General features: G+C 73.7%; 23 protein-coding genes and 2 pseudogenes. 15 read left to right on the top strand and 10 right to left on the bottom strand.

The window, feature by feature from the left end; genetic code table 11:
- The first annotated feature begins 171 nt into the window (after positions 1-171).
- Positions 172-1,161, top strand: coding sequence for a LacI family DNA-binding transcriptional regulator (locus tag AB0399_RS08230; RefSeq protein WP_329362423.1), 990 nt, complete (start codon positions 172-174; stop codon positions 1,159-1,161).
- Positions 1,162-1,242: 81 nt separating this feature from the next.
- A pseudogene (locus tag AB0399_RS08225) lies at positions 1,243-1,431 on the top strand (helix-turn-helix domain-containing protein); the annotation flags it as partial.
- Positions 1,432-1,581: 150 nt separating this feature from the next.
- Here the strand turns inward: AB0399_RS08225 and AB0399_RS08220 are convergent.
- The 5 genes from AB0399_RS08220 to AB0399_RS08200 form a co-directional block, all read right to left on the bottom strand.
- Positions 1,582-2,853 carry an aldolase gene (locus tag AB0399_RS08220; RefSeq protein ID WP_366410672.1) on the bottom strand — a complete coding sequence of 424 codons (1,272 nt, stop codon included), beginning with the start codon at positions 2,851-2,853 and terminating at the stop codon, positions 1,582-1,584.
- Positions 2,854-3,075: 222 nt separating this feature from the next.
- A complete protein-coding gene (locus AB0399_RS08215; RefSeq protein ID WP_329362427.1) occupies positions 3,076-4,038 on the bottom strand; it encodes an electron transfer flavoprotein subunit alpha/FixB family protein in 963 nt (320 codons plus the stop codon).
- 67 nt (positions 4,039-4,105) lie between these two features.
- Positions 4,106-4,891 carry an electron transfer flavoprotein subunit beta/FixA family protein gene (locus tag AB0399_RS08210; protein WP_329362429.1) on the bottom strand — a complete coding sequence of 262 codons (786 nt, stop codon included), beginning with the start codon at positions 4,889-4,891 and terminating at the stop codon, positions 4,106-4,108.
- 189 nt (positions 4,892-5,080) lie between these two features.
- Positions 5,081-5,602 carry a flavin reductase family protein gene (locus AB0399_RS08205; RefSeq protein WP_366410671.1) on the bottom strand — a complete coding sequence of 174 codons (522 nt, stop codon included), beginning with the start codon at positions 5,600-5,602 and terminating at the stop codon, positions 5,081-5,083.
- 493 nt (positions 5,603-6,095) lie between these two features.
- Positions 6,096-6,509, bottom strand: a complete 414-nt coding sequence (locus AB0399_RS08200) for a thioredoxin family protein (protein WP_328472240.1) — start codon at positions 6,507-6,509, stop codon at positions 6,096-6,098.
- Between the two features lie 182 nt (positions 6,510-6,691).
- On the opposite strand from AB0399_RS08200, the gene AB0399_RS08195 reads away from it, so the two are divergent.
- On the top strand, positions 6,692-7,102 hold the full coding sequence (locus AB0399_RS08195; RefSeq protein WP_329362435.1) for a DUF4395 domain-containing protein: 411 nt from the start codon (positions 6,692-6,694) through the stop codon (positions 7,100-7,102).
- 33 nt (positions 7,103-7,135) lie between these two features.
- Here the strand turns inward: AB0399_RS08195 and AB0399_RS08190 are convergent, their stop codons facing one another.
- The 4 genes from AB0399_RS08190 to AB0399_RS08175 form a co-directional block, all read right to left on the bottom strand.
- A complete protein-coding gene (locus AB0399_RS08190; RefSeq protein WP_366410670.1) occupies positions 7,136-7,735 on the bottom strand; it encodes a transglutaminase family protein in 600 nt (199 codons plus the stop codon).
- 68 nt (positions 7,736-7,803) lie between these two features.
- Positions 7,804-8,922 carry a low specificity L-threonine aldolase gene (locus AB0399_RS08185; RefSeq protein WP_366410669.1) on the bottom strand — a complete coding sequence of 373 codons (1,119 nt, stop codon included), beginning with the start codon at positions 8,920-8,922 and terminating at the stop codon, positions 7,804-7,806.
- Positions 8,901-9,656 (bottom strand): SDR family oxidoreductase, encoded by a 756-nt coding sequence (locus AB0399_RS08180; RefSeq protein ID WP_328472232.1) that lies wholly within the window; start codon positions 9,654-9,656, stop codon positions 8,901-8,903. Before AB0399_RS08180 ends, AB0399_RS08185 begins: the two co-directional genes overlap by 22 nt.
- 23 nt (positions 9,657-9,679) lie before the next feature.
- Complete coding sequence (locus AB0399_RS08175; protein ID WP_366410668.1) at positions 9,680-11,077, bottom strand: DUF6421 family protein; 1,398 nt, start codon at positions 11,075-11,077, stop codon at positions 9,680-9,682.
- Between the two features lie 338 nt (positions 11,078-11,415).
- Here AB0399_RS08175 and AB0399_RS08170 point away from each other — a divergent pair, with 338 nt between their 5' ends.
- From AB0399_RS08170 to AB0399_RS08155, 4 genes are all read left to right on the top strand, one after another.
- Positions 11,416-12,117, top strand: coding sequence for a glycerophosphodiester phosphodiesterase family protein (locus tag AB0399_RS08170; protein WP_366410667.1), 702 nt, complete (start codon positions 11,416-11,418; stop codon positions 12,115-12,117).
- A gap of 181 nt (positions 12,118-12,298) precedes the next feature.
- On the top strand, positions 12,299-13,204 hold the full coding sequence (locus AB0399_RS08165) for an ABC transporter substrate-binding protein (RefSeq protein WP_366410666.1): 906 nt from the start codon (positions 12,299-12,301) through the stop codon (positions 13,202-13,204).
- Between the two features lie 125 nt (positions 13,205-13,329).
- Positions 13,330-14,151 (top strand): amino acid ABC transporter permease, encoded by an 822-nt coding sequence (locus AB0399_RS08160; RefSeq protein WP_366410745.1) that lies wholly within the window; start codon positions 13,330-13,332, stop codon positions 14,149-14,151.
- Positions 14,152-14,351: 200 nt separating this feature from the next.
- Positions 14,352-15,104 carry an amino acid ABC transporter ATP-binding protein gene (locus tag AB0399_RS08155; RefSeq protein WP_366410744.1) on the top strand — a complete coding sequence of 251 codons (753 nt, stop codon included), beginning with the start codon at positions 14,352-14,354 and terminating at the stop codon, positions 15,102-15,104.
- A 40-nt stretch (positions 15,105-15,144) separates the two neighbouring features.
- On the opposite strand, the gene AB0399_RS08150 is transcribed toward AB0399_RS08155, so the two are convergent.
- A complete protein-coding gene (locus tag AB0399_RS08150; RefSeq protein WP_366410665.1) occupies positions 15,145-15,678 on the bottom strand; it encodes a GNAT family N-acetyltransferase in 534 nt (177 codons plus the stop codon).
- Positions 15,679-15,971: 293 nt separating this feature from the next.
- Between AB0399_RS08150 and AB0399_RS08145 the strand changes: the two genes are divergently transcribed.
- The 8 genes and pseudogenes from AB0399_RS08145 to AB0399_RS08110 all read left to right on the top strand — a co-directional run.
- Entirely contained in the window at positions 15,972-16,634 is a 663-nt protein-coding gene (locus AB0399_RS08145; protein ID WP_366410664.1) for a DUF5134 domain-containing protein, read from the top strand.
- Positions 16,635-16,742: 108 nt separating this feature from the next.
- Positions 16,743-17,681: a M56 family metallopeptidase gene (locus tag AB0399_RS08140; protein WP_329362456.1), complete on the top strand. Its 939-nt coding sequence runs from the start codon at positions 16,743-16,745 to the stop codon at positions 17,679-17,681.
- 84 nt (positions 17,682-17,765) lie between these two features.
- Positions 17,766-18,485 (top strand): annotated as a pseudogene (locus AB0399_RS08135) (HAD family hydrolase); the annotation flags it as partial.
- A 283-nt stretch (positions 18,486-18,768) separates the two neighbouring features.
- A complete protein-coding gene (locus AB0399_RS08130) occupies positions 18,769-19,422 on the top strand; it encodes a helix-turn-helix domain-containing protein (protein WP_366410663.1) in 654 nt (217 codons plus the stop codon).
- Positions 19,423-19,518: 96 nt separating this feature from the next.
- A complete protein-coding gene (locus AB0399_RS08125; RefSeq protein WP_328472212.1) occupies positions 19,519-20,196 on the top strand; it encodes a uracil-DNA glycosylase in 678 nt (225 codons plus the stop codon).
- 26 nt (positions 20,197-20,222) lie between these two features.
- Positions 20,223-21,074: a phospholipid scramblase-related protein gene (locus AB0399_RS08120; protein WP_329362463.1), complete on the top strand. Its 852-nt coding sequence runs from the start codon at positions 20,223-20,225 to the stop codon at positions 21,072-21,074.
- Positions 21,075-21,077: 3 nt separating this feature from the next.
- Positions 21,078-22,136 carry a BadF/BadG/BcrA/BcrD ATPase family protein gene (locus AB0399_RS08115; protein ID WP_366410662.1) on the top strand — a complete coding sequence of 353 codons (1,059 nt, stop codon included), beginning with the start codon at positions 21,078-21,080 and terminating at the stop codon, positions 22,134-22,136.
- A 136-nt stretch (positions 22,137-22,272) separates the two neighbouring features.
- The coding region (locus AB0399_RS08110; protein ID WP_366410661.1) for a hypothetical protein at positions 22,273-23,189 on the top strand (917 nt) is incomplete at its 3' end.

Here is a 23,189-nt window from a genome sequence, read left to right as displayed (position 1 = left end):
GAGCGTAGATATTCGGTCGCTGGGCGTTCGTACTACGTGGGTTGTAGGGGCCGTATCGACAAGGGTGCGGACGAGGGTAGTCTCGCCTGATCGTGACAACGTTGTCCATCTCTTGTCGCAGGGAATACTACGACCGTGACCCAAACACCAGGACGTACCCCCCGGCCCACGATGAAGGATGTCGCCGCGCGGGCGGGCGTCGGCCTCAAGACGGTGTCGCGGGTGGTGAACGAGGAACCCGGCGTGACACCTGATACCGCCGCCCGCGTTCAGGCCGCCATCGACGCGCTGGGGTTCCGGCGCAACGACAGCGCGCGACTGCTGCGGACCCGGCGTACGGCGAGCGTCGGCCTGGTGCTGGAGGACCTCGCGGACCCCTTCTACGCGGCGCTCAGCCGGGCCGTGGAGGACGTGGCGCGCTCGCACGGCGCGCTGCTGTTCACCGGGTCCAGCGCGGAGGACCCGCGCAGGGAGCAGGAGCTCGTGCTGGCGTTCTGCGCGCGGCGGGTGGACGGGCTGGTCGTGGTACCGGCCGGGGACGACCACCGCTACCTCCTGCCGGAGATCGCGGCCGGGGTCGCGACGGTCTTCGTGGACCGGCCGGCCGGGCGGCTGGACGCGGACGTGGTGCTCACGGACAACGCGGGCGGCACCCGGGAGGGCGTCGCGCACCTGATCGCGCACGGCCACCGGCGGATCGGGTTCATCGGCGACCAGCCCGGCATCCACACCGCGGGTGAGCGGCTGCGGGGGTACCGCGAGGCTATGGCGGCGGCCGGGCTGACCGTACGGCCCGAGTGGTACGCCATGGGGCCGACCACGCCGGAGCGGGTCGAGGCGGCGCTCGACGCGATGCTGAACGGGGTGGAGCCGGTGACGGCCCTCTTCGCCGGGAACAACCGGGTGACGGTCACCGCGGTGCGCGTACTCGCGGGGCGGCCGGAGCGGATCGCGCTCGTCGGGTTCGACGATTTCGAGCTGGCGGATGTGCTGGACCCGGCGATCACGGTGGTGGCGCAGGACGCGCCGGGCATCGGGCGGGTGGCCGCGCAGCAGTTGTTCCGGCGGTTGGACGGGATCGCGACGGACGGGGCGAGCCGGACCGAGCTCCCGGTCCGGCTGATCGAGCGCGGCTCGGGCGAGTTCCCGCCCGAGCGGTGAGCGATCCGCCCGGGTTTGCCGGAGCGGCGGTCGAACGCGGACAACACGTGGGCCCGGGGCCCGTCGGCGTACCGTCAGGGTGTGGCGAGCCAGGACCTGGGACGGACGCTGCGGCGCTTGCGGCGGCTGGCCGATCTCACGCAGGAGCAACTGGCGGAGCGTTCCGCCGTGTCGGTGGACGCCATCCGGCAGTCGGAGCAGCGGCGCGAGCACTCGGCGCGACTGCCCACGTTGCACGCGCTCGCCAACGGCCTGGGCGTGGAGCTGACGCCGATCAATGCGTGGTGACCATGTTCCGCCTGATTCGACCGCATCTCAGGAACTCGACCGTGCGTGATCTCTACGAGCGGGCACAGCTCGCAGCGCCGTCGCTGGCAGCCTGAGCGGCGCTTCGGGCCCCCGGGCGGGCGACCGCCCGCGTTACCGGCCGGCGAGGGCTGCGAGGGTGGTCGGGGCGGGGAGTTCGTCGGGGGTGAGGGCGCCGCAGTCGAGGCCGCGCAGGAGGTAGGCGGCGAGGGCCCGGGCGGTGGCGGGCTCGTCGAGGACCGCGGAGGTCGCGGCACCCGCTGAATCCGCGGTGCCGGCGGAGTCGGCCGTGTACGCGGCGAGGCGGGCGGTGGCGGCGGCCAGGCCCTCGCGGTAGAAGGCGTAGGTGGCCGCGTAGCGGGTGGGGAGGTGGGCCGGGTGCATGTCCCAGCCCTGGTAGTACGCACGGGCGAGGGAGCGGCGTACCAGGCCGTGGTGGAGCCGCCAGGCGGAGTGCACGTCGGCGGTGGAGCCGACCGGGAGCACGTTGGTGGAGCCGTCGGAGAGGCGTACGCCGGTGCCGGCCGCGGCGACCTGCATGACCGCCTTGGCGTGGTCGGCGGCCGGGTGGTCCAGGGACTGGTGGGCGGCGCTGACCCCGCAGGCGGCGCTGTAGTCGAAGGTGCCGTAGTGCAGCGAGGTGGCGCGGCCGCGGGCGGCGTCGATGAGGCGGGGCACGGTGGCGGTGCCGTCGGGGCCGAGGATGGCCTGGGTGGTCTCGATCTGGATCTCGAAGCCGAGCCGCCGCTCGGGCAGCCCCGCGGCCCGCTCGAACTCCTCGCACAGGTCGGCCATCGCGGCGACCTGCTCGGGGAAGGTCACCTTGGGCAGGGTGAGGAGGAGCCCGTCCGGCAGCGCGCCGCCGTCGAGCAGGGTCGTCAGGAACAGGTCGAGCGTGCGGATGCCGCGGTCGCGTACGGCGGCCTCCATGCACTTCATGCGGATGCCGAGGTACGGCGGCGCGGTGCCGTCGGCGACGGTGGCGGTGACCGTGCGGGCGGCGGCGACGGCCGCGGCGTCCTCCTCCGCGTCCGGGCGCACCCCGTAGCCGTCCTCGAAGTCGATCCGCAGGTCCTCGACGGGCTCGCGGCGCAGCTTGGCGCGGACCAGGTCGTAGACGTCGGCGGCGAGTTCGCCGTTCAGGCCGAGTACGGCGCCGAACACGGCCGGGTCGGGTGCGTGGGTGTCGAGCGCGGCGAGCGCCTGGTCGCCCCAGGCGCGCACGGTGCCGGCGTCGAAGGCGTCGGCGGGCACGTACACGGTGTGCACGGGCTGGCGGGTGGCGCGGTCGCCGGGGTAGCGGCGGGCCAGCTCGGCGTCGGTGCCGGCCAGCGCGGCGCCGATCCGCGTGCGTACGGCGTCTGCGAGTGTCGTCACGGCCGGCATCTGCACCCTCCCGGAATTCAACAAATCGTTGAAGTGCAAGCTAGCGGGGGTGTACGCGCCGGTCAACAGGGCGGCGGCTCGCGTCGGTCCGGGCCGCGCGGGGGCGTATCGGCCCCGCGGACACGCGTATCGACGCCGCGGACGCGCGCATCGGCCTCCCCGGGCGCGCGTCGGCCCCCGCGCACCGCAGCCGCGCGGGGGCCGACAATGCGTTCAAGCGGCTCAGCCCTTGCGGGCCTTGACCTCTTCGGTGAGCTGCGGGACGACGTTGAACAGGTCGCCGACCACGCCGTAGTCGACGAGGTCGAAGATCGGCGCCTCGGCGTCCTTGTTGACCGCGACGATGGTCTTCGAGGTCTGCATGCCGGCCCGGTGCTGGATCGCGCCGGAGATGCCGTTGGCGATGTAGAGCTGCGGGGAGACCGACTTGCCGGTCTGGCCGACCTGGTTGCTGTGCGGGTACCAGCCGGCGTCGACCGCCGCGCGCGAGGCGCCGACCGCGGCGCCCAGCGAGTCGGCGAGCGCCTCGATCACGGAGAAGTTCTCCGCGCCGTTGACCCCGCGGCCGCCGGAGACCACGATCGCGGCCTCGGTCAGCTCCGGCCGCCCGGAGGACTTGCGCGCGGTGCGCGAGACGACCTTGGTGCCGGTGGCCAGCTCGCCGAAGGCGACCGTCAGCGGCTCGACGGTGCCGGCGGCCGGCGCGGACTCGACCGGCGCGGCGTTCGGCTTGACGGTGATCACCGGAGTGCCCTTGCGCACCGTGGACTTGGTGGTGAAGGCGGCGGCGAACACCGACTGGGTGGCGACCGGGCCGTCCGCGCCGGCCTCCACGTCGACGGCGTCGGTGATGATGCCCGAGCCGAGCCGCAGCGCCAGGCGCGCGGCGATCTCCTTGCCCTCCGCGGAGGACGGCACCAGCACCGCGGCCGGGTTCACGGCCTTCGCGGCGGCTTCGAGCGCGTCGACCTTGGGGACGACGAGGTAGTCCGCGAACTCCGGTGCGTCAGCGGCCAGTACGCGGGTCGCGCCGTGCTCGCCGAGCACGGCCGCGGCGGCCTCGGCGCCCGGGCCGAGGTGGACCGCGACGGGCTCGCCGATCCGGCGGGCGAGGGTGAGCAGTTCGAGGGTCGGCTTGCGGACGGCACCGTCCACGTGGTCGACGTAGACGAGGACTTCAGCCATGGGAATCGTTCTCCTGCGAATTCGGGAAGGGGCGGCGGGCCATCAGGTGGGGCGGCGCGGCCGAGGCTCAGATGAACTTCTGCGCGGCCAGGAACTCGGCGAGCTGCTTGCCGCCCTCGCCCTCGTCCTTGACGATCGTGCCCGCACTGCGCGCGGGGCGCGCCGTGGCGTCCTGCACCGCGGTCCAGGCGCCGCCCAGACCCACCTCGGCCGCGTCCACACCGAGGTCGGACAGGTCGAGCGTCTCCAGCGGCTTCTTCTTCGCGCCCATGATGCCCTTGAAGGACGGGTAACGGGCCTCGCCGGACTGGTCGGTGACCGACACCAGCGCCGGCAGCGCCGCCTCCAGTTCCTCGCTCGCCACGTCGCCGTCACGGCGCCCGGTGACCTTCCCGTCGGCGACCGCGACCTCCGACAGCAGCGTCACCTGCGGGACGCCCAGCCGCTCGGCCAGCAGCGCCGGCACCACGCCCGCGGTGCCGTCGGTGGACGCCATGCCGGTGACGACCAGGTCGTAGCCGATGTGCTCGATGGCCTTGGCCAGCACCAGCGAGGTGCCGATGATGTCGGTGCCGTGCAGCGCGTCGTCCTCGACGTGCACGCCCTTCGCCGCGCCCATCTGCAGCGCCTTCAGCACCGCGCCGCGCGCGTCCTCGGGGCCGATCGTGACCGCGGTGACCTCCGCGTCGTCGGCGGCCTCCGCGATCTGGAGCGCCTGCTCCACGGCGTACTCGTCAAGCTCCGACAGCAGGCCGTCGACCGCGTCGCGGTCGGTGGTCAGGTCCTCGGCGAAGTGACGGTCACCCGTGGCGTCGGGCACATACTTCACTGCGACTACGATCCTCAAGCTCACGCCTGCTCTCCTACTGCTTCCGTCCTGCACGTCTTCGTGAACTGCCCAGGTTAGGCGCCCGCCGTGGCGGCTCCCTGCCAGGGCACGACTACTACCCCGCCGAATATATTACTCGTCAGTACACAGAGGTACCTACCCACGCGCAAGGCCCTTGAACTGTGACGTGCCCGACGCGCCCACCTGTCCCGTTCAGTGGAACAACCGGTGGTACCCGCCCTGATGGTGGACAAGCGGCCCGCCCGGCCCGTGCGGGTCGCCGGCGACGGCCCGGGCCACCACGATCCGGTGGTCGCCGGCCGGCACCCGGCCCACCACCCGGCCGACCAGCCAGGCGGCCACGCCGTCGAGCAGCGGCACTCCGTGCGGGCCGGGCGACCAGCCGGTCGGCGGCCCGAACCGGTCCGCCCCCGAGCGGGCGAAGACCGCGGCGAGTTCGCGCTGGTGGTCGCCGAGGACGTGCACGCCGACGTGCTCGGCGGTGGACAGCGCCGGCCAGCAGGAGGACCCGACGCTGACGCCGAAGGAGAACAGCGGGGGTTCGACGGCCACCGAGACGAGTGAGGTCGCGGTGAAGCCGACCGGACCGCGCACGCCCTGCGCGGTGACCACGGCGACGCCAGCGGCATGGCGGCGGAAGACCGAGCGGAAGACGTCCGGGTCGATGTCGGGGACGTCCGGGCCGGCCGAGGCGAGGTCGTGCGTTGCGGTCACGGGTGGGTACGTCCTTCCGCGGCGAGCGGGCGGGGCGGCGGCCCCTCGGGCCGGGCCGACCGTCGGGGCTGGGAGGCGGCGGTGCTCAGCGGACCGGGCGGCACACGCGGGCGTGTCGGCCGGATGCGGCAGCGGCAGGAGGGCTCTGCGGCGAGTCTCGGGACATCACGTCAGACTGACGATTCGCGGCGTCAACCGTCAAGAGCGCACGGGCAGATGCAAGGACCGTCACACCGTCCCCGCGTCGCGCCGGACGGGTGCCAAAGCGACCCGATGCCGCCCCCGCGACCGGCCCCGCCCCCGCCGCCGCCGACCGCGCTCCGGTTCACCGCGCCCGCCGCCGACCGCGCTCCGGCTCACCGCCCCGTGCGCCCGCCGCGCTCACCGCCGCGGAACGGCGTCCGCGGACCGCCGCGCCCAGACCCCCCGCGCTCAGAACCCGCGTTCAGACCGCGGAACGCCGTCCGTGGACCCCGCGTTCAGACCCCCGCGTTCAGACCGCGGCGCCCAGCGCGGCGATCACGTCGGCCGTACGCGGCTGTCCTGCCGCCCTGCGCACCACCGCGCCCTGCGCGTCGAGCACGAACACGGTCGGGGTCTTCAGCACGTCCAGCCGCCGCACCAGTTCGAGATGCGCCTCGGCGTCGATCTCCACGTGCCGCACGCCGTCCACCATGCCCGCCACCTCACCCAGCACCCGCCGGGTGGCGCGGCAGGGCGCGCAGAAGGCGCTGGAGAATTGCACCAGCGTGGCCCGCTCCCCCAGCGGCTCCCCGAGGTCGTCGGCCGTCAGCCGCTGCCCGCCGTCCTTGGCCCGCACCCTGATCCTCCCGTCCCGGCGCCGGTGCACGATCCCGTAGCCGCTCGCGGCCACGAGCACGGCCAGGCAGACGATCAGTCCGGTCACGGCGGTCGCGCCTCCCTCGTCGTTCGTTCGCGCCCCGTCGCGTCCCTCGCGCCGCGGGCGTCCTCGCACCACGTGCCTACGGGCCCGCCGGCCACGCCGGCAAGCCCACCGTGGGCAGCGTTCACGCGACCGCAATGATTCCCGCGGGTGCGGCACGCCGTCCTTGGGCGATGATTCCAGCCATGCAGATCGATGTACGAGGGCCCCGCTTCGGTGCCGCGGTGACCACGGTCGTCCTCGCGGTGGTGCTGGTCACCGGCAGCGGCTGGCTGCTGGCGGCGCAGGCGGTCGTCTTCGCCGTCGGCGCGGCGGCCGGCGTGTCCAGGTCGCCCTACGGATGGGCGTTCCGGGTCCTGCTCCGGCCGCGGCTCGGGCCGCCGACCGCGACGGAGGACGCGGCGCCGCCGCGTTTCGCGCAGGCCGTCGGGCTGTTCTTCGCGGTGCTCGGCACCATCGGCTACCTGGTCGGGCCGCAGTGGCTGGGCCTGGCGGCCGCCGCGTGCGCGCTGGCCGCCGCCTTCCTCAACGCGGTGTTCGCCTACTGCCTGGGCTGCGAGATGTACCTGCTGCTGAAGCGGGCCACGGCCGCCTGAGCGGGGACCGGCCGGGGTCCGGGACCGCCGGTCTCACTCCAGCGCGGCCGGCAGCCGTGCCGCCAGTTCCGTACGGTCGGCGGACTCCCGCAGCGCGGCGAGCACCGCTGCGGGCGGGGCCGCGTACACCGTCGGGTAGTCGTAGTCGCCGCTCTCGGGCCGCACGGGGAAGGCCAGCCGCTCGCGGCCGAGGGAGAAGTGGGCGTCGACACCGGGTTTGTTGCCGCGCGGGTCCTGCCGGGTCCAGCGGTCGCCGCCGGGCAGCAGCAGCGCGACGAGCCCGTGCACGACCGGCCGGCCGTCGTCCTCGGTGAGGCGCTGGTAGCACAGCCCCGCGGGGATGCCCTCGGCGCGCAGCAGGGCGGCCAGGGCGTGGGACTTGGCGTAGCAGATCCCGTTGCGGGTGCGCAGCACCTCGGAGGCGCGCCAACTGACGCGGTCGTCGCCGCTGTCGAAGGAGTGCGGCACCTCGTCGCGCACGTAGTCGTACGCGGCCTTCGCATACTCATACGGCGTGGGTGCGGCGGAGCGCAGCAGCGCGGCGGTCTGCCGGACCTGCGGGTGGTCGTGGTCGAGCACCTCGTCGGCGCCGAGATACGCGGAGAGGTCGGTGGTTTCCGGGATGGGCTCCATGCTGGAGGAGCCTACGGAGCCACCGACCTCTCGATCAATCACTTTACGAAGTTACGCATATTCATGCGCTATCCGGCTCGCATCTCCTCGGCGATCGCGGCGGCGAAGCCGTCCACGTCCTCCTCGGTGGTGTCGAAGGAGCACATCCAGCGCACCTCGCCGGTCGCCTCGTCCCAGAAGTAGAAGCGGTAGCGCTTCTGCAACCGCTCGCTGACCTCGCGGGGCAGCAGCGCGAACACCGCGTTGGCCTGGACCCGTTGGGTGACCGTCACCCCGTCGATGTCCCGCACCGCGCGCTCCAGGCGGCGGGCCATCGCGTTGGCGTGCGAGGCGCTGCGCAGCCACAGGTCGCCGGCGAACAGCGCCTCGAACTGCACGGACACGAAGCGCATCTTGGACGCGAGCTGCATGGACAGCTTGCGCAGGTGCTTGAGCGCGCGGACCCGCTCGGGGTTGAGCACGACCACGCACTCGCCGAGCAGCAGGCCGTTCTTGGTGCCGCCGACCGACAGGATGTCCGCGCCCGCGTCGGTGGTGAAGCTGGACAGCGGCTGCCCCAGGCTCGCGGCGGCGTTGGCGATCCGGGCGCCGTCGATGTGCACGGCCATGCCCAGCGCGTGGGCGTGGTCGCAGATCGCCTTGATCTCCTCCGGGGTGTAGCAGGTGCCCAGCTCGGTGCTCTGGGTGATCGACACCACCTGCGGCTGCGCGCGGTGCTCGTCGTCGAAGCCGTACGCCTGCCGGTCGATCAGCTCGGGGGTGAGCTTGCCGTCCTCCGTGGGCACCGTGAGCAGCTTCAGGCCGCCGACCCGCTCGGGCGCGCCGCACTCGTCGACGTTGATGTGCGCGGACTCCGCGCAGATCACCGCGCCCCAGCGCTCGGTGACCGCCTGGAGGGAGGTGACGTTGGCGCCGGTGCCGTTGAAGACCGGGAAGACCTCGGCGGTCGGGCCGAAGTGGCCGCGGAAGAGCTCCTGGAGGTGGTCGGTGTACGCGTCGGCGCCGTAGGACACCTGGTGGCCGCCGTTGGCCAGGGCGAGGGCGGCCAGCACTTCGGGGTGCACCCCGGCGTAGTTGTCGCTGGCGAAGCCCCGGGTGCCCGGGTCGTGGCGCCGTATGGCGTCGGTGTCGCCGGTGGGGGTGGAGGTGGGGTCGGTGGACTCGGTCACGGTCGGGGCGTCAGCCACTGTCGGGTCCCGTTCACTTGCTGAGGGCTTGCGTTCCACACGTCCGCGATGGCCTCGGCGAGGTCGCGCACGTCGGTGAAGCCGGCGAATTTGGCGTTGGGGCGCTGGGCCCGCATCTCATCGTGCACCAGGGCCTTGATCACCAGTACGGTGGCCGCCGCGCTGGGGGCGTCACCGCCGAGCTTGCGGAACGAGTCGCCCATGGCCAGCGTCCACGCCTCGGCGGCGGCCTTGGCGGCGGCGTACGCCGCGTTGCCGGCCGTGGGCGCGCTGGCGCCGGCCGCGCTGATCAGGACGTACCGGCCGCCGGGGCTGCGCAGCAGGCCGTCGTGGAAGGCGAGGGTGGTGCGCTGGACGGTGCGCACCAGCAGGTCGTGCAGCACGTCCCAGTCGGCGAGTTCGGTCTCGGGGAAGGACGCGGAGCCGCGCCATCCGCCGACCAGGTGCACCAGGCCGTCGACCCGGCCGTGGTCCTTCTCGATCCGGCCGGCCCAGTCCTGCGCGGCCTCCAGGTCCAGCAGGTCCACCACCTCGCCGGTGATGTCGGCGCCGCCCGCGTCGTAGCGCGCGGCGTCGACCGCCTGCGCCAGCCGCTCGGGGTCCGCGTCGGCCGCGACCACATGGCTGCCGGCCCTGGCCAGCCGCTGGAGCACGGCCCGTCCGGCCGGTCCCGCCGCGCCCGCGACCGCGATCACCGCGCCGTCGAGCCCGCCTGTGTACGTGTCGGTCGTCATCTCCGCCTCCTCGCCTGCACCGGTCACGCGGCACCTCGCAGCGCGCTGTTCCCGGTGATGCCCCGGGTCGAGGCAATCGTCTCGCGGAGCTTCTTCGCAAGGGCCTCGTAGAACATGCTGAGCGGAAACTCGTCCGGCAGCACGTCGTCCACCAGCTTGCGCGGCGGGAGCGAGAGGTCCAAGGCGTCCGCGCCCTTGGCCCAGACCGAGCCGGGGTTCGGCGAGAGGTAGGTCGCGACCAGGTCGTAGGCGGCCAGCCAGTGCACGAGCTTGGGCCGGTCGATGCCGTCGCGGTAGAGCGTCTCGATCTCGCCGCACAGCTGCGTGGTGACCTGGGGCGCGCGCTCCCAGTCGATGTGCAGGGTGTTGTCCGTCCAGCGGACGGCGTCGTGCTTGTGCAGGTAGGCGAAGAGCAGCTGGCCGCCGAGGCCGTCGTAGTTGCGCACGCGCTCGCCGGTGACCGGGAAGCGGAAGAGCCGGTCGAAGAGGATCGCGTACTGCACGCCCAGGCCCATCGGGTGGCCCTCGGCCTGGAGTTTGACCGCCTCCTTGAAGGTGGTCAGGTCGCAGCGCAGCTCCTCCAGGCCGTACATCCAGAACGGGGCGCGCTGCTTGATCATGAACGGGTCGAACGGCAGGTCGCCGTGGCTGTGGGTGCGGTCGTGGATCATGTCCCACAGCACGTAGGTCTGCTGGGCGAGCTTCTGGTCGTCGACCAGGCGGGCGGCGTCCTCGGGCAGGTCGAGGCCGAGGGTGTCCACGGCGGCGGAGGTGACCGCGCGGAAGCGGGCGGCCTCGCGGTCGCAGAAGATCGCGCCCCAGGTCCAGCGGTCGGGCGCCTTGCGCACGGCGACGGTCTCGGGGAAGAGCACCGCGGAGTTGGTGTCGTAGCCCGGGGTGAAGTCCTCGAAGGTGATCGGCACGAACTGCGGGTTGTCGTAGCGGGTGCGCTCCAGCTCGGCGAGCCACTCCGGCCACACCACCCGGAAGACGACCGCTTCGAGGTTGCGGTCCGGGTTGCCGTTCTGGGTGTACATCGGGAAGACGACCAGGTGCTGGAGGCCGTCGCGCCGGTCGGCGGCGGGCTGGAAGGCCAGCAGCGAGTCGAGGAAGTCGGGTACGGCGAAGCCGCCCTCGGCCCAGTGGCGCAGGTCGGTGGTCAGGGCGCGGTGGTACGCCTCGTCGTGCGGCAGCAGCGGGGCGAGCTGTTCGAGGGCGTCGACGACGCGGCCGAGAGTGCGGGCGGCGTCGTCGCGGGTGGGCGCGTCCTCGGCGTCGAAGTCGATCGAACCGTCCTTGCGCTGCCAGGGCCTGATCGCCTCGACCGCCTGCTTCAGCACGGGCCACTGGGGGTGTCCGAGCACGCCTTCGCCGGATATCCCGCCTCCGGTCGCCACCTTCGACGAAAGAACTTCGCCCATGACCCCTCCTCCACAAAAGAAACTGTCGTGCGAACAGCGTAGCCATGGCCGGGCCCCGTCTTCAAGGCCACTTCCTTGAGATTGTGCGGTCAAGGCCGCTGAAGGCCGTAGTTTTTACGGCTCGACTCCAGGATGGGGCGCTAAAAGTTGCGGTGGGCGCCGAGGTGTGCCCGGGGCGCGGCAAGGCCGGACCGAGACCCGTGGCGGCACCCGGGAGGGCCGTCCGGGACGAGCCCGGGGCGGGCGTCGTGGCGGCGCCGGGGGCGGCGTCCGCCAGGCCGCTCAGGGGCGCCGGGGCGGTCGGCCGGCAGGCCGGACGGTGGCACTAGGGTGCCCTCATGAGCTTCCTCACCGTGGGCCATCGCGGGGTCATGGGCGTCGAGCCGGAGAACACCCTGCGGTCCTTCCGCCGCGCGGAGCGCGAGGGCGTGGACCAGGTCGAACTGGACCTGCACCTGAGCAAGGACGGCGCCCTGGTCGTCATGCACGACGCCTCGGTCGACCGCACCACCGACGGCACCGGCCCGATCCGCGACCTCACCCTCGCCGAGATCCGCCGCCTGGACGCGGGGCAGGGCGAGGGCGTACCGGTCTTCGAGGAGGTCCTGGACCGCGTGACGTGCCCGATCCAGGCCGAGATCAAGGACACCGCGGCCGCAAGGGTGCTCGCCTCGGTGCTGCGCGAGCGCGACGAGACCGGCCGGGTCAGCGTGCTGTCCTTTCACGACGACGCCCTCGCCGAGATCCACACCCTGCTGCCCGAGGTCGCCACCGTGCTCGTCGCGAGCGACCTCGGACCGGACATCGTGCCGCGCGCCCAGGCCGTCGGCGCCCGCCTGGTCAGCCTCGACCTCACCCAGCTCACCCTCGACGTCGTAGGCCGCTGCCACGCGGCCGGGATCGCCGTCATGGCCTGGAGCGTCAACACCCCGCAGGACTGGGCGCTGACCCGCGCGCTGGGCCTGGACGGCGCCGCCACCGACCTGCCGCCCGCGCTGGGCCGCGACCGCGCACCGACGGACGGAGTCTCGGCGCCGTAAGGCGTCAGCCATACGGCGTACGGCATGATCCCTAAGCCGTCAGCGGTCAGCGGTCACCTGACGCGATGGCATCGCGACCGACCGCGTACGGCCGGAAACACCGCGGACACAAAGGTCCGGCATCCGGACGGAGTGCCGAATGGCGTGGACAGATCGGCCCACCGGGTGCCAAGGTCCCGCCATGCGTCCCGCGATCCTCCCGTCCCGTCATCGCGCGGCCCTCGCCGCGGCCGCCCTGCTCACCCTGGCCCTGGCCGCCTGCTCCCCGCAGGACGACGGCGACTCCTCGGCGGCGTCCTCGCCGTCCGGCAGCGCCTCCGGCACGACCGCCGGCGCGTGCAGCCCCGGCGGGCTCGCCACCCGCACGGCGGGCAAGTTCACCGTCGGCACCGACAACCCGGCGTACGACCCCTGGTTCGTCGACGACAAGCCGTCCAACGGCAAGGGCTACGAGTCGGCCGTCGCCTACGCGGTGGCGAAGCAACTCGGCTACACCGGCGACCAGGTGGTCTGGCAGAAGGTGCCGTTCAACAGCGCCTTCTCGCCGGGTGCCAAGAACTTCGACGTGGACATCAACCAGGTCTCGATCACCCCCGAGCGCCGCAAGACGGTGGACTTCTCCCCCGGCTACTACGACGTGCGGCAGGCGGTCGTCGCGCCCAAGGGCTCGAAGATCGCCGGGGCGCACTCGCTGGCCGACCTGAAGAACGCGAAGCTCGGCGCCCAGGTCGGCACCACCAGCCTCGACGTCATCGACGACCTGGTGAAGCCCACCAAGCAGCCCGCGGTCTTCCAGCGCAACGACCTCGCAGTGGCCGCCCTCAAGAACGGCCAGGTGGACGGCATCGTGGTCGACCTGCCCACCGCCTTCTACGTCACCGGCGCCCAGGTCACCGACGCCAAGGTGATCGGGCAGTTCTCCACCACGGGCACCGCACCGGAGCAGTTCGGGCTGGTGCTGGACAAGGGCAGCAAGCTCACGCCGTGCGTCTCGCAGGCGGTCACAGCGCTGCGCAAGGACGGCACGCTCGCCGCGCTGGAGAAGAAGTGGCTGTCGGACGCGGTGAACGCCCCGGTGCTCAAGTGACCGTCCAGGACGGGCCGGAGCGCGGCGGCGGGGACGTCGCCGCGCCCGCGCCACCGGCCGCGGCGCGGGACCTCGGCGGCGGTACGACGAGTGCCCCGGACGAGTACCGCCCCTCGGCGCGGCGGATCGCCCGGGAACGTTACCGGCGCACCCGCACCCGCCGCGCGTTCGCCGTCGCCACGGCCAGCACCCTGGCGACGGCCGCCGTGCTGTACGCGCTGATCGTCAACTCGCCCGGCTGGGACCGCACCCGGCAGACGTTCTTCGACGCCCACTACGCGCGGATCTCCCTCCACCCGATCCTGCACGGCCTGTGGCTGAACCTGCGGCTGCTGGCGGTGTGCGGCGCGGTCGTCCTGGCCGCCGGGCTGCTGATGGCGCTGCTGCGCACCCTGCGCGGCCCGGTGTTCTTCCCCGTCCGCGCCCTGGCGACGGCCTACGTGGACTTCTTCCGCGGGCTGCCGCTGATCATCTGCATCCTGCTGTGCGTCTTCGGCATCCCCGCGCTGCGGCTGACCGGGGTGACCAACAACCCCGTGCTGCTCGGCGCGTTCGCGCTCTGCCTGACCTACACCGCCTACGTGGCCGAGGTGTTCCGCGCGGGCATCGAGAGCGTGCACCCCAGCCAGCGCGCCGCCGCCCGCTCGCTCGGCCTCAGCAACGCCCAGGCGATGCGCTACGTCGTGCTGCCGCAGGCCGTCCGCCGGGTGGTGCCCCCGCTCCTCAACGACCTGGTCTCCCTGCAGAAGGACACCGGCCTGGTCTCGATCGGCGGCGCGGTGGACGCGGTCTACGCCGCGCAGATCATCGCCAGCCGCGACTTCAACTACACGCCCTACGTCATCGCGGGCCTGATCTTCGTGGCGATCACCATCCCCATGACGCGCTTCACCGACTGGGTGGCCGCGCGGATGAACCGGCGGCAGTCGCAGGGAGGCGCGGTATGAGCGCGGAAGGCCGCCCGGCGGACGGGCCGAAGACCGGCGGGGCCGAGACCGGCAAGGCGAAGACCGGCGGGGCGAAGGAAGCCGGGGTGCACCCCGGTGGGGCGAAGGACATCGGGGCGGCGGGCCTCGGGGACGGGCCCGGCGACGCGGGTGGACGGCCGGCCGCCGCACCCGTACCCGTGCCCGGGGCTGAACCCGCGTTGAGCGCCGAACCCGTGCTGCGGCTGGAGGCCGTCCGCAAGACCTACGGCGACACCGTGGTGCTGCGCGACATCGCGCTCGACGTGCCCGCGCACACCGTCACCGCGCTGATCGGTGCGTCCGGCTCGGGCAAGTCCACGCTGCTGCGCTGCGCGAACCTGCTGGAGGACGTCGACGACGGCGCGATCTTCCTGGACGGCGAGGACATCACCGACCCGCGCACCGACGTCGACGACGTACGGCGCCGGATCGGCGTCGTCTTCCAGGCGTACAACCTCTTCCCGCACATGACGGTGCTGGACAACATCACCCTGGCGCCCCGCCGCGTGCACAAGGAGCCGCGCCCGCAGGCCGAGGCCCGGGCCCGGGAACTGCTGGAGCGGCTCGGCCTGGCCGACCGCGCCCGCGAGTACCCGGACCGGCTCAGCGGCGGCCAGCAGCAGCGGGTCGCGCTGCTGCGGGCGGTCGCGACCCGGCCGCGCCTGCTGCTCCTCGACGAGATCACCGCCGCGCTCGACCCGGAACTGGTCGGCGAGGTGCTCGCGGTGGTCCGTGACCTCAAGGAGGAGGGCATGACGATGGTGATCGCCACCCACGAGATGGCCTTCGCCCGCGAGGTCGCCGACCAGGTGTGCTTCCTCGACGGCGGGGTGATCCTGGAGCGCGGCACCCCCGCCGAGGTCTTCGGCGCCCCGCGCGAGCGGCGTACCCAGGACTTCCTGCGGCGCATCACGGCGGCCGGGCGGCTGTGAGCGCGGCGCCGGGCCGAGGCCGTACGGCAGGCGGCCGCGGTCAGCCGAGCCGCTTCGTCAGCAGCTCGAACTCCAGGTCGTCGCGGGTGGGGCGGCCGAACCGCTCCTGGCCGTAGGGGAAGGGCGACATCTCGCCGGTGCGGGAGTAGCCGCGGCGCTCGTACCAGGCGATCAGCTCCTCGCGGGCGCTGATCACCGTCATGTGCATCTCGGACACGCCCCACTCCTTCGCGGCGACGTGCTCGGCCTCGGCGATGATCACCTTGCCGAGGCCGGCGCCCTGGAGCGCGGGGCGGACCGCGAACATGCCGAAGTAGGCGTGCAGGCCGCGGTGTTCGAGCTGGCAGCAGGCCACCAGTTCACCGTCGCGCTCGACCACCAGCATCATGCCGTCCGGTTTCTCCACCACGTCCAGCACGCCCTGCGGGTCGGTCCGCTGCCCCTCGATGAGGTCCGCCTCGGTGGTCCACCCGGTGCGGCTGGTGTCGCCGCGGTAGGCGGACTCGACCAGGGCCACGAGCTCGGTCACGTCGGCGGGGGTCGCGGGGCGGAAGCTGAGGGATGCGGTGTCCATGCCGGTCAGGCTACCGAAGGCGGCCACCGTCGCCGAGGCCCGTGCGCCGGCCGGCGGGCGGCACCCCCGCGCGTGGCGCCGCCCCCGCCGAGGGGGCGCGCGCCGGTTCGGCGCACTCCCCCGGGCGATCCCGTGCGCTCGGCTGCGCGCCCGCCTGGCCGGGTAGGACCCGAACGGACAGGCGGACCGGACCGGACGGGACCGGGCCGCGGCCGTGCCGGGGTGGGGTGGGGCGTGCCGGTCGGGGCGGCTCGGCACGGCTCGGAGCAGGGCGGACGGGAGGGGGATCACCGATGCGCGAACCGCTGCTGGTCGCATGGCTCCTCGTGGCGCTGAGCGCGGCCGCCGCCGTGTCGTGCCTGGTGCGCGCCGAGGACAAGGACGAGGCGGTGATGGGCGCCGGCATGGCGGTGATGGCCGTGCCGGTCTCCGTGCTCGACCCGCACCGCTGGGCCGCCCCCGTCTTCGCGGTCGTCTACGCGATGGCCGCGCTGCGCGCCGTGCTCCCCGGCCGGCACGCCTCGGGGCACCGGGTGCACCACGTGGTCTGCTCGGCCGCCATGGTCTACATGGCGTTCGCCATGGCGCGGGCCGCGCCGTCCGGCGCGGGGCACACCATGGTGATGGGCGGCGCGGGCAGCTCCGCGCTGACCGGCCTGTTCCTCCTCTACTTCGCGGTCTACGTGCTGCGTACGGGCGTGCGGCTCGCGTACGCGCCCGTGCCCGTGCCCGTTGCGGCGCCCGGCGGGCTGATACCCGGCGCCGCGACGGTCGCTGCCACGGTCGCCGGACCTGCCGCCGGACCGGCCGCCGCGCCATCGGGCGGAGCCTCACCCGGACCGTCGCCACACGCGCCGTCGCGCGGGCGGGTACAGCTGCGGCACGCCCCCGAGGTGGCCGTCGCCTGCCGGGTCTCGATGGCGCTGGGCATGGTCGTCATGCTGCTCGTCATGTGAGCCGCGCGGCCCGGCCGGTCCCGACGGCCGCGCGGACCCGGTGAGTCGTGCGTCACATCGGCGCGCTGCCACGTCCCTGTGAGCAAGGCGACTCCTAGGGTGATCAGCATGACGGTCCCGTTCGTGCTGCTGGTTCTCGGCGCACTGGCGGCGGCGACGGCGCCGCGTCTGCTCGCACGTGCCGACTGGCCCGAGCGCGAGCCGGTACTCGCCCTGTGGGTGTGGCAGTGCGTGGTCGCCGCGGTGCTGCTGTGCTGCGTGTCGGCGATGGCGCTCACCGCCTCGGCCGCCTGGGTGGCGGTCCGCGGCCACGTCTTCGCGTTCGCGCCGCGCGGCGTCGAGGACGCCTACGGGCTGCCCGGATACGGCCGGTGGGCCGGCGCGCTCGCGGTCCTGCTCGCGCTCGGCGGCGTGTGGACCGCGGCGATGCTCACCCGCGAGGTGCGCACCGCCCGGGGCCGGCGGCGCTCCCGCCGGGCCGAACTCCAGGTGCGCGCGCCCCGGCTGCCCGGCGAGTCCGTGCCGCCCGGCGAGCGGCTGGTGGTGCTGGAGGACCCTCGTTCCGACGCGTGGTGGCTGTCCGGCGCGGAGCCGCGACTGGTGATCACCACGGCCGCGCTCGGCCGGCTCAAGGGACGCCAACTCGACGCCGTCATCGCCCACGAGCAGGGCCACGCCCGCGCCCGGCACGACCTCCTGCTGCACTGCGCGGGCGCGCTCGCCGGCGGGTTCCCCCAGGTCCCCGTCTTCGCCGCCTTCCGCGACCAGGTCCACCACCTGATCGAACTCGCCGCCGACGACACCGCGTCGCGCCGGTTCGGCCGCCTCACCACCGCCCTCGCGCTGGTCGAACTCAACGAGCCGCGCGGGGTCTTCGGCCCCTCCCCCGGGCCGCTCGCCGAACTCCCCGGCCGCGTCAACCGCCTGCTGGCACCGGTCCCGCGGCTCCCCGTCGCGCAACGGCTGCGGCTGACCGTCCTGTCGCTGCTGGTCCCGGCCGTCCCCCTGATCATCACCTTCGGCCCCGGCCTGCACGCCCTGACCTGACCTGCCGGGTGCGGCGACCAGCCCCGCCGGCCCGGCCGTCCGAAAACACACCGTGCACCCGAACCGCCCCGGAACGCGTCTGGAATGCTGGAGCCGAGCGACCACTACCGGGGAGGCACCATCAAGGCGGTCATGTTCGATTTCTCGGGCACCCTGTTCCGGATCGAGCCCTGCGAGCGATGGCTCAGGGGCGCGCTCGCGGCCGAGGGCATCGAGGTCGCGGACGACGAAGTCATCAAGTACGCACAGGAGTTGGAGCGGGTCGGCGCGCAGCCCGGCGGGCAGTCGCCCACCGCGGTGCCGGCGGACCTGGTCGAGGTGTGGCAGGCGCGGGACCTGACCGCGGAGCTGCACCGGGAGGCGTACACGGCCCTGTCCCGCGCGGCGGGGCTGCCGTGGGACGTGCACGACGCGCTGTACGAACGGCACCGCACCCCGGCGGCGTGGCAGCCGTATCCGGACACCGCCCAGGTGCTGGCCGGGCTGCGCGAGCGCGGGGTGCCGGTGGCGGTGGTGAGCAACATCGGCTGGGACCTGCGCCCGATCTTCCGGGTGCACGGCGTGGCGGACGACATCGACGCCTTCGTGCTCAGCTACGAGCACGAGGTGCAGAAGCCGGACCCGCGGCTGTTCCAGGTGGCGCTGGAGGCGCTCGGCGTCACCGGCGACGCGGTGCGGGAAGCGGTGATGGTCGGGGACAACGCGGCCGCCGACGGCGGCGCGGCGGCCCTGGGCTGCCGGTTCCTGCTGGTGGACCCGCTGCCGGTCGCGGACCGGCCCGACGCGCTGCTCGCCGTGCTGGACCCGCCCGTCGGTACGGAGCCGGACGGTGCGGAGCCTGTCGGTACGGAGCCGGACGGTGCGGAGCCGGACGGTGCGGAGCCGGACGGTGCGGAGCCGGACGGTGCGGAAAGCGCTCACCGGGAGCCGGAGCGGCACGAGCCGTAGGGAGTACATCGGGCGCCCGCTCCGGCGATCCCCCGTGTCGCCGGAGCCGGCGCCCGATCCCCGTACACCCGCCATCCATCTGGCCCGGCGAGCCGCGTTGAGTATATTGGCTCGCAGCCAGTCAACGCAGGAGTTCATCATGTCCCCTCGTAGCGCATCGGTCAATGAAGCGATGCGTCAGCGTTCGATCGATCGCCTCCTGCAGGCGACCGTCGAACTGGTCGAGGAGCGCGGCTACGAGGCCACGACGCTGGCCGACATCACGCGACGGGCCGGTTCCGCCCGCGGCCTGGTGTCGTACTACTACTCGGGCAAGCGCGCGCTGGTGCAGTCCGCGGTGCACCGGTTGATGAACCAGGAGCTGACCGCGGCGCTGGACGCGGAGCCGGCCCCGGCCGACGGCGACGAGGTGCTGGCGCGGGCGATCGACGCCATCCTCGGGCTGACCGTCACGCACACCAAGCTGATGCGCATCCACATGGCCCAGATACTCGCGGACGAGGGCTTCATCCAGTGCCCGGAGCAGCAGCGGCTGGCGGCGCTGCTGGAGCTGGCGGTGACGCGGTGGGGTGCGCAGGCGCCGCAGGAGGAGTACCGGCTGCTGCGGGCACTGCTGATGGGCGCGACCGTGGCCCTGCTGCTGCCGGGGGCGCCGATGCCGGTGGCCCGGCTGCGGGCGGAGCTGTTCCAACGGTACGGCCTGAACTGGCAGGCGGGCTCGCCGCCTTGCCCGCAGGACCCGCGCGACCAGCAGGACCGGTCCGGGACCGCCCGCGCCGTCGAGGGCTCCTGACCGGGGCCCGGTACCTGGGAACGGGCCCGGCACCTGGCACCTTGATCGCGGACTCCGGTACACGGCACGGCTGTTGAGCCAGTAGAGTGACGGACCGTGACTGCGCGACCGTTGCACGAAATCGTCGAGGCGGGCTGGGCGAAGGCGCTCGAACCCGTGGCGGACCGGATCGCGGCGATGGGGGACTTCCTCCGGGCCGAGATCGCCGCCGGCCGCACCTACCTGCCGTCGGGGGCGAACGTGCTGCGCGCGTTCCAGCAGCCCTTCGACGAGGTGAAGGTGCTGATCGTCGGCCAGGACCCGTATCCGACACCGGGGCACGCGGTCGGCCTGAGCTTCTCGGTGGCGCCGGACGTGCGGCCGCTGCCGGGCAGCCTGGAGAACATCTTCCGCGAGATGCACGGCGACATCGGCGCCCCCCGGCCGTCCAACGGCGACCTGACGCCCTGGACGCAGCAGGGCGTGCTGCTGCTCAACAGGGCGCTGACCACGGCGCCGCGCCGCCCGGCCGCGCACCGCGACAAGGGGTGGGAGCAGGTGACCGAGCAGGCGATCAGGGCGCTGGCCGGCCGCGGCCGCCCGCTGGTGTCGATCCTGTGGGGCCGCGACGCGCGCAACGCGCGGCCGCTGCTGGGCGAGCTGCCCGCGATCGAGTCCGCGCACCCGTCGCCGATGTCGGCGGACCGGGGCTTCTTCGGGTCGCGCCCCTTCAGCCGCGCCAACGATCTGCTGGCGCAGCAGGGCGCCCAACCGGTGAACTGGCAACTGCCCTGAGCCGCGCCCCACGGTAGTCTGCCCGGGTGACGACGCACTCCAACACCCCGGCCGGCTGGTACGCCGACCCGCAGGGCACTCCGAATCTGCTCCGGTACTGGGACGGCGCCCAGTGGACCGAGCACACCAACCCCGGCCAGGTCCCGGGCCAGCAGGGCGCGCCCAAGCAGGAGGGCGGCAACGCCTGGGAGCTGGACGTCAGCCGCACGCCCGACCCGTCGAAGATCCAGCACCAGGTCCAGGGCCAGGCCGGTGTGATGTCGCCCGGCTACGGCGGCGGCACCCTGTTCACCGAGCCGGTGCTCGTGGTGAACCAGAAGGCCAAGCTGATCGAGCTGGTCAACGAGTACACCGTCTTCGACCAGAACGGCCGCACCCTGGGCTCGGTGGTGGAGGTCGGCCAGAGCACCGCCAAGAAGGTGCTGCGGTTCGTCTCCAGCGTGGACCAGTTCCTCACCCACAAGCTGGAGGTGCGGGACGCCCAGGGCCAGCCGCACCTGGTGCTCACCCGCCCGGCGAAGTTCATCAAGTCCAAGGTGCTGGTGCACCGGGCGAACGGCGAGCCGCTGGGCGAGATCGTCCAGCAGAACGCCTTCGGCAAGATCAAGTTCGGCTTCATGTACAACGGCCAGCAGATAGGCGCGATCAAGGCCGAGAACTGGCGGGCCTGGAACTTCGCCATCGTGGACCACACCGACACCGAGATCGGCCGGATCACCAAGACCTGGGAAGGTCTGGCCAAGACGATGTTCACCACGGCCGACAACTACGTGCTGCAGATCCACCGGCAGCTCGCCGACCCGCTGCTGAGCATGGTCGTGGCGTCCGCGCTCACCGTGGACACCGCGCTCAAGCAGGACTCGCGCGGGCTCGGCTGAGGCGTGCGGCACTCCTCCTCCGACGCCGGCCCCTCCTGGGTGCTGGGCGTCGACTCCGGCGGCTCCGGCGTGCGGGTGTCCCTCGCGCCCGCCGACGCGGTCACCGGCCCCACGCGGTCGGCGGACCGGACCGGGGCGCCCGCCACCGTGGACACCTCCGTGGCGACCGTTGCCGCCGCCGACCGCCCCGCCGTCACCGGGCCGCGCGGCATCGACGCGGCGAGCCTGCTGGAGCGCGTCCTGCCGCTCGTCGAGGGGCTGATGGCCGCCGCCGGGGCGCGGCGGATCGCGGCCGCCTGCGTCGGCGCGGCCGGGATGGCCACCCTCGGCGACGACCTGCGCGACCGCCTGCCGGACGCCCTCGCCGACGCCTTCGGGGTACGGCGCCTGGCGCTGGCCGGCGACGCCGTGACGGCGTACGCGGGCGCGCTCGGGCTGCGCCCCGGCGTGGTCGTAGCCGCGGGCACTGGCATGATCGCGCTCGGCACCTCGGCGGATGACGGCGGTTGGCGCCGCGCGGACGGCTGGGGCCATCTGCTGGGCGACGCCGGCGGCGGCGCCTGGATCGGCCGGGCCGGCCTGGACGCGGCGATGCGCGCCCACGACGGGCGGGCCGGCGGCTCGCCGGCGCTGCTGGCCGCGGCCGAGAAGCAGTTCGGGCCGCTGGACGCGATGCCGGGCCGGCTCTACCCGCGGCCGGACCGGGCGGCGGTGCTCGCCTCGTTCGCCCCGCAGGTGGCGCGCCACGCGGGCGACGACCCGGTGGCCGCCGGAATCCTGCGGCAGGCGGCGCGGCACATCCTGGAGTCGGCCGCCGCCGTACGGCCCGGCACCGGCCCGGTGGACGTGGCGCTGGCCGGCGGGCTGTTCAGGACGGGCGAGCCGCTGCTGGGGCCGCTGCGGGAACTGGCGGCCGAACTGCTGCCCGGTGCCACCCTCGTGCCGGCGGCGGGCGACCCGCTGGACGGCGCGGTGCTGATCGCCGGCGCCGCCCACCACGGCCACCTCACCCTGCCGCTCGACCCGGGGCTGCTCACGGTGACGGACCGCCCGGGCGCGTGAGGCCGGCGCCGCCCGTACCGGTCGGGCTCGCCCACTGACCGAACGTGACCGGTGAAACGGACACTTCTGGACAGGTCTGACCTCCTTCGCACCCGGGCGAACAAGCAGGTGGCGCAAGGCGTTAGCATGCGTCGCCATGAGCAATGCCACAGGGCCCGCCTCCGGCCTCCCCGTTCGAATGCCGCGTCCGCGCCAGCCGGGACGACACCGCCGCCCGGAGGCGCTCAGCGCGCCCGAGGGCTCGCCGGTGCTGGTCCTCGCCGTGCCGGGCACCCCGACCGCAGCGGCGCTCAGCCTGGCCGAGGAGGTCGTGAGCATCGCGCGCTCCGAGCTGTCCGGGCTCGACCCCCGGATCGCCTTCGTGGACGGCGAGGACGGCGACCTGGACGAGTTCCCGTCGCTGCGGGGCGTGCTGGACCAGGTGGCGGTGGAACGGCCCGGAGAGGACACCTCGGCGGTCGTGGTGCCGCTGCTGGCCGGCCCCGAGGCGGCCGTGCTGCGCCGGATCAAGCAGGCGATGGTGGACAGCAAGGCGCAGGTGGAGCTGACCGACGTGCTCGGCCCGCACCCGCTGCTCGCCGAGGCGCTGCACGTCCGGCTGTCGGAGGCGGGCCTGGCCCGCGCCGACCGCGCCCGGCTGTTCACGGTCGCCACGGCGGCCGACGGCATCATCCTGGCCACGGTCGGCGGCGAGGAGGCGGCGCAGGCCGCCGGCGTGACCGGGCTGCTGCTGGCCGCGCGGCTCGCGGTGCCGGTGCTGGCCGCCGCGTTGGACGTGGACGGCGCGATCGCGGGCACCGCCGAGCAGTTGCGGTCCTCGGGCTCCTCCACGCTGGCGCTCGCGCCGTGCCTGATCGGCCCGGAGATCGCCCCGCAGCTCCTGCACACCGCGGCCGCGGAGGCGGGCTGCTCGGGCGCCGACGCGCTCGGGCCGTACCCGGCGGTCGGCAAGCTCGTGGTCTCGGCCGCACCTGACGCGGGCTGGGGAGCGGCCCGCGTGATCGTCGCGCTCGTGGCCGGTGCGCTCCTGCTCGCGGCGTTCGTGTCCATCGA

The organism is Streptomyces sp. NPDC088194 (genome assembly GCF_040702025.1).
Lineage (GTDB): Bacteria > Actinomycetota > Actinomycetes > Streptomycetales > Streptomycetaceae > Actinacidiphila.
Note: the sequence above shows the minus strand (reverse complement) of the source record. Positions and strands in the feature narration are given on the sequence as shown.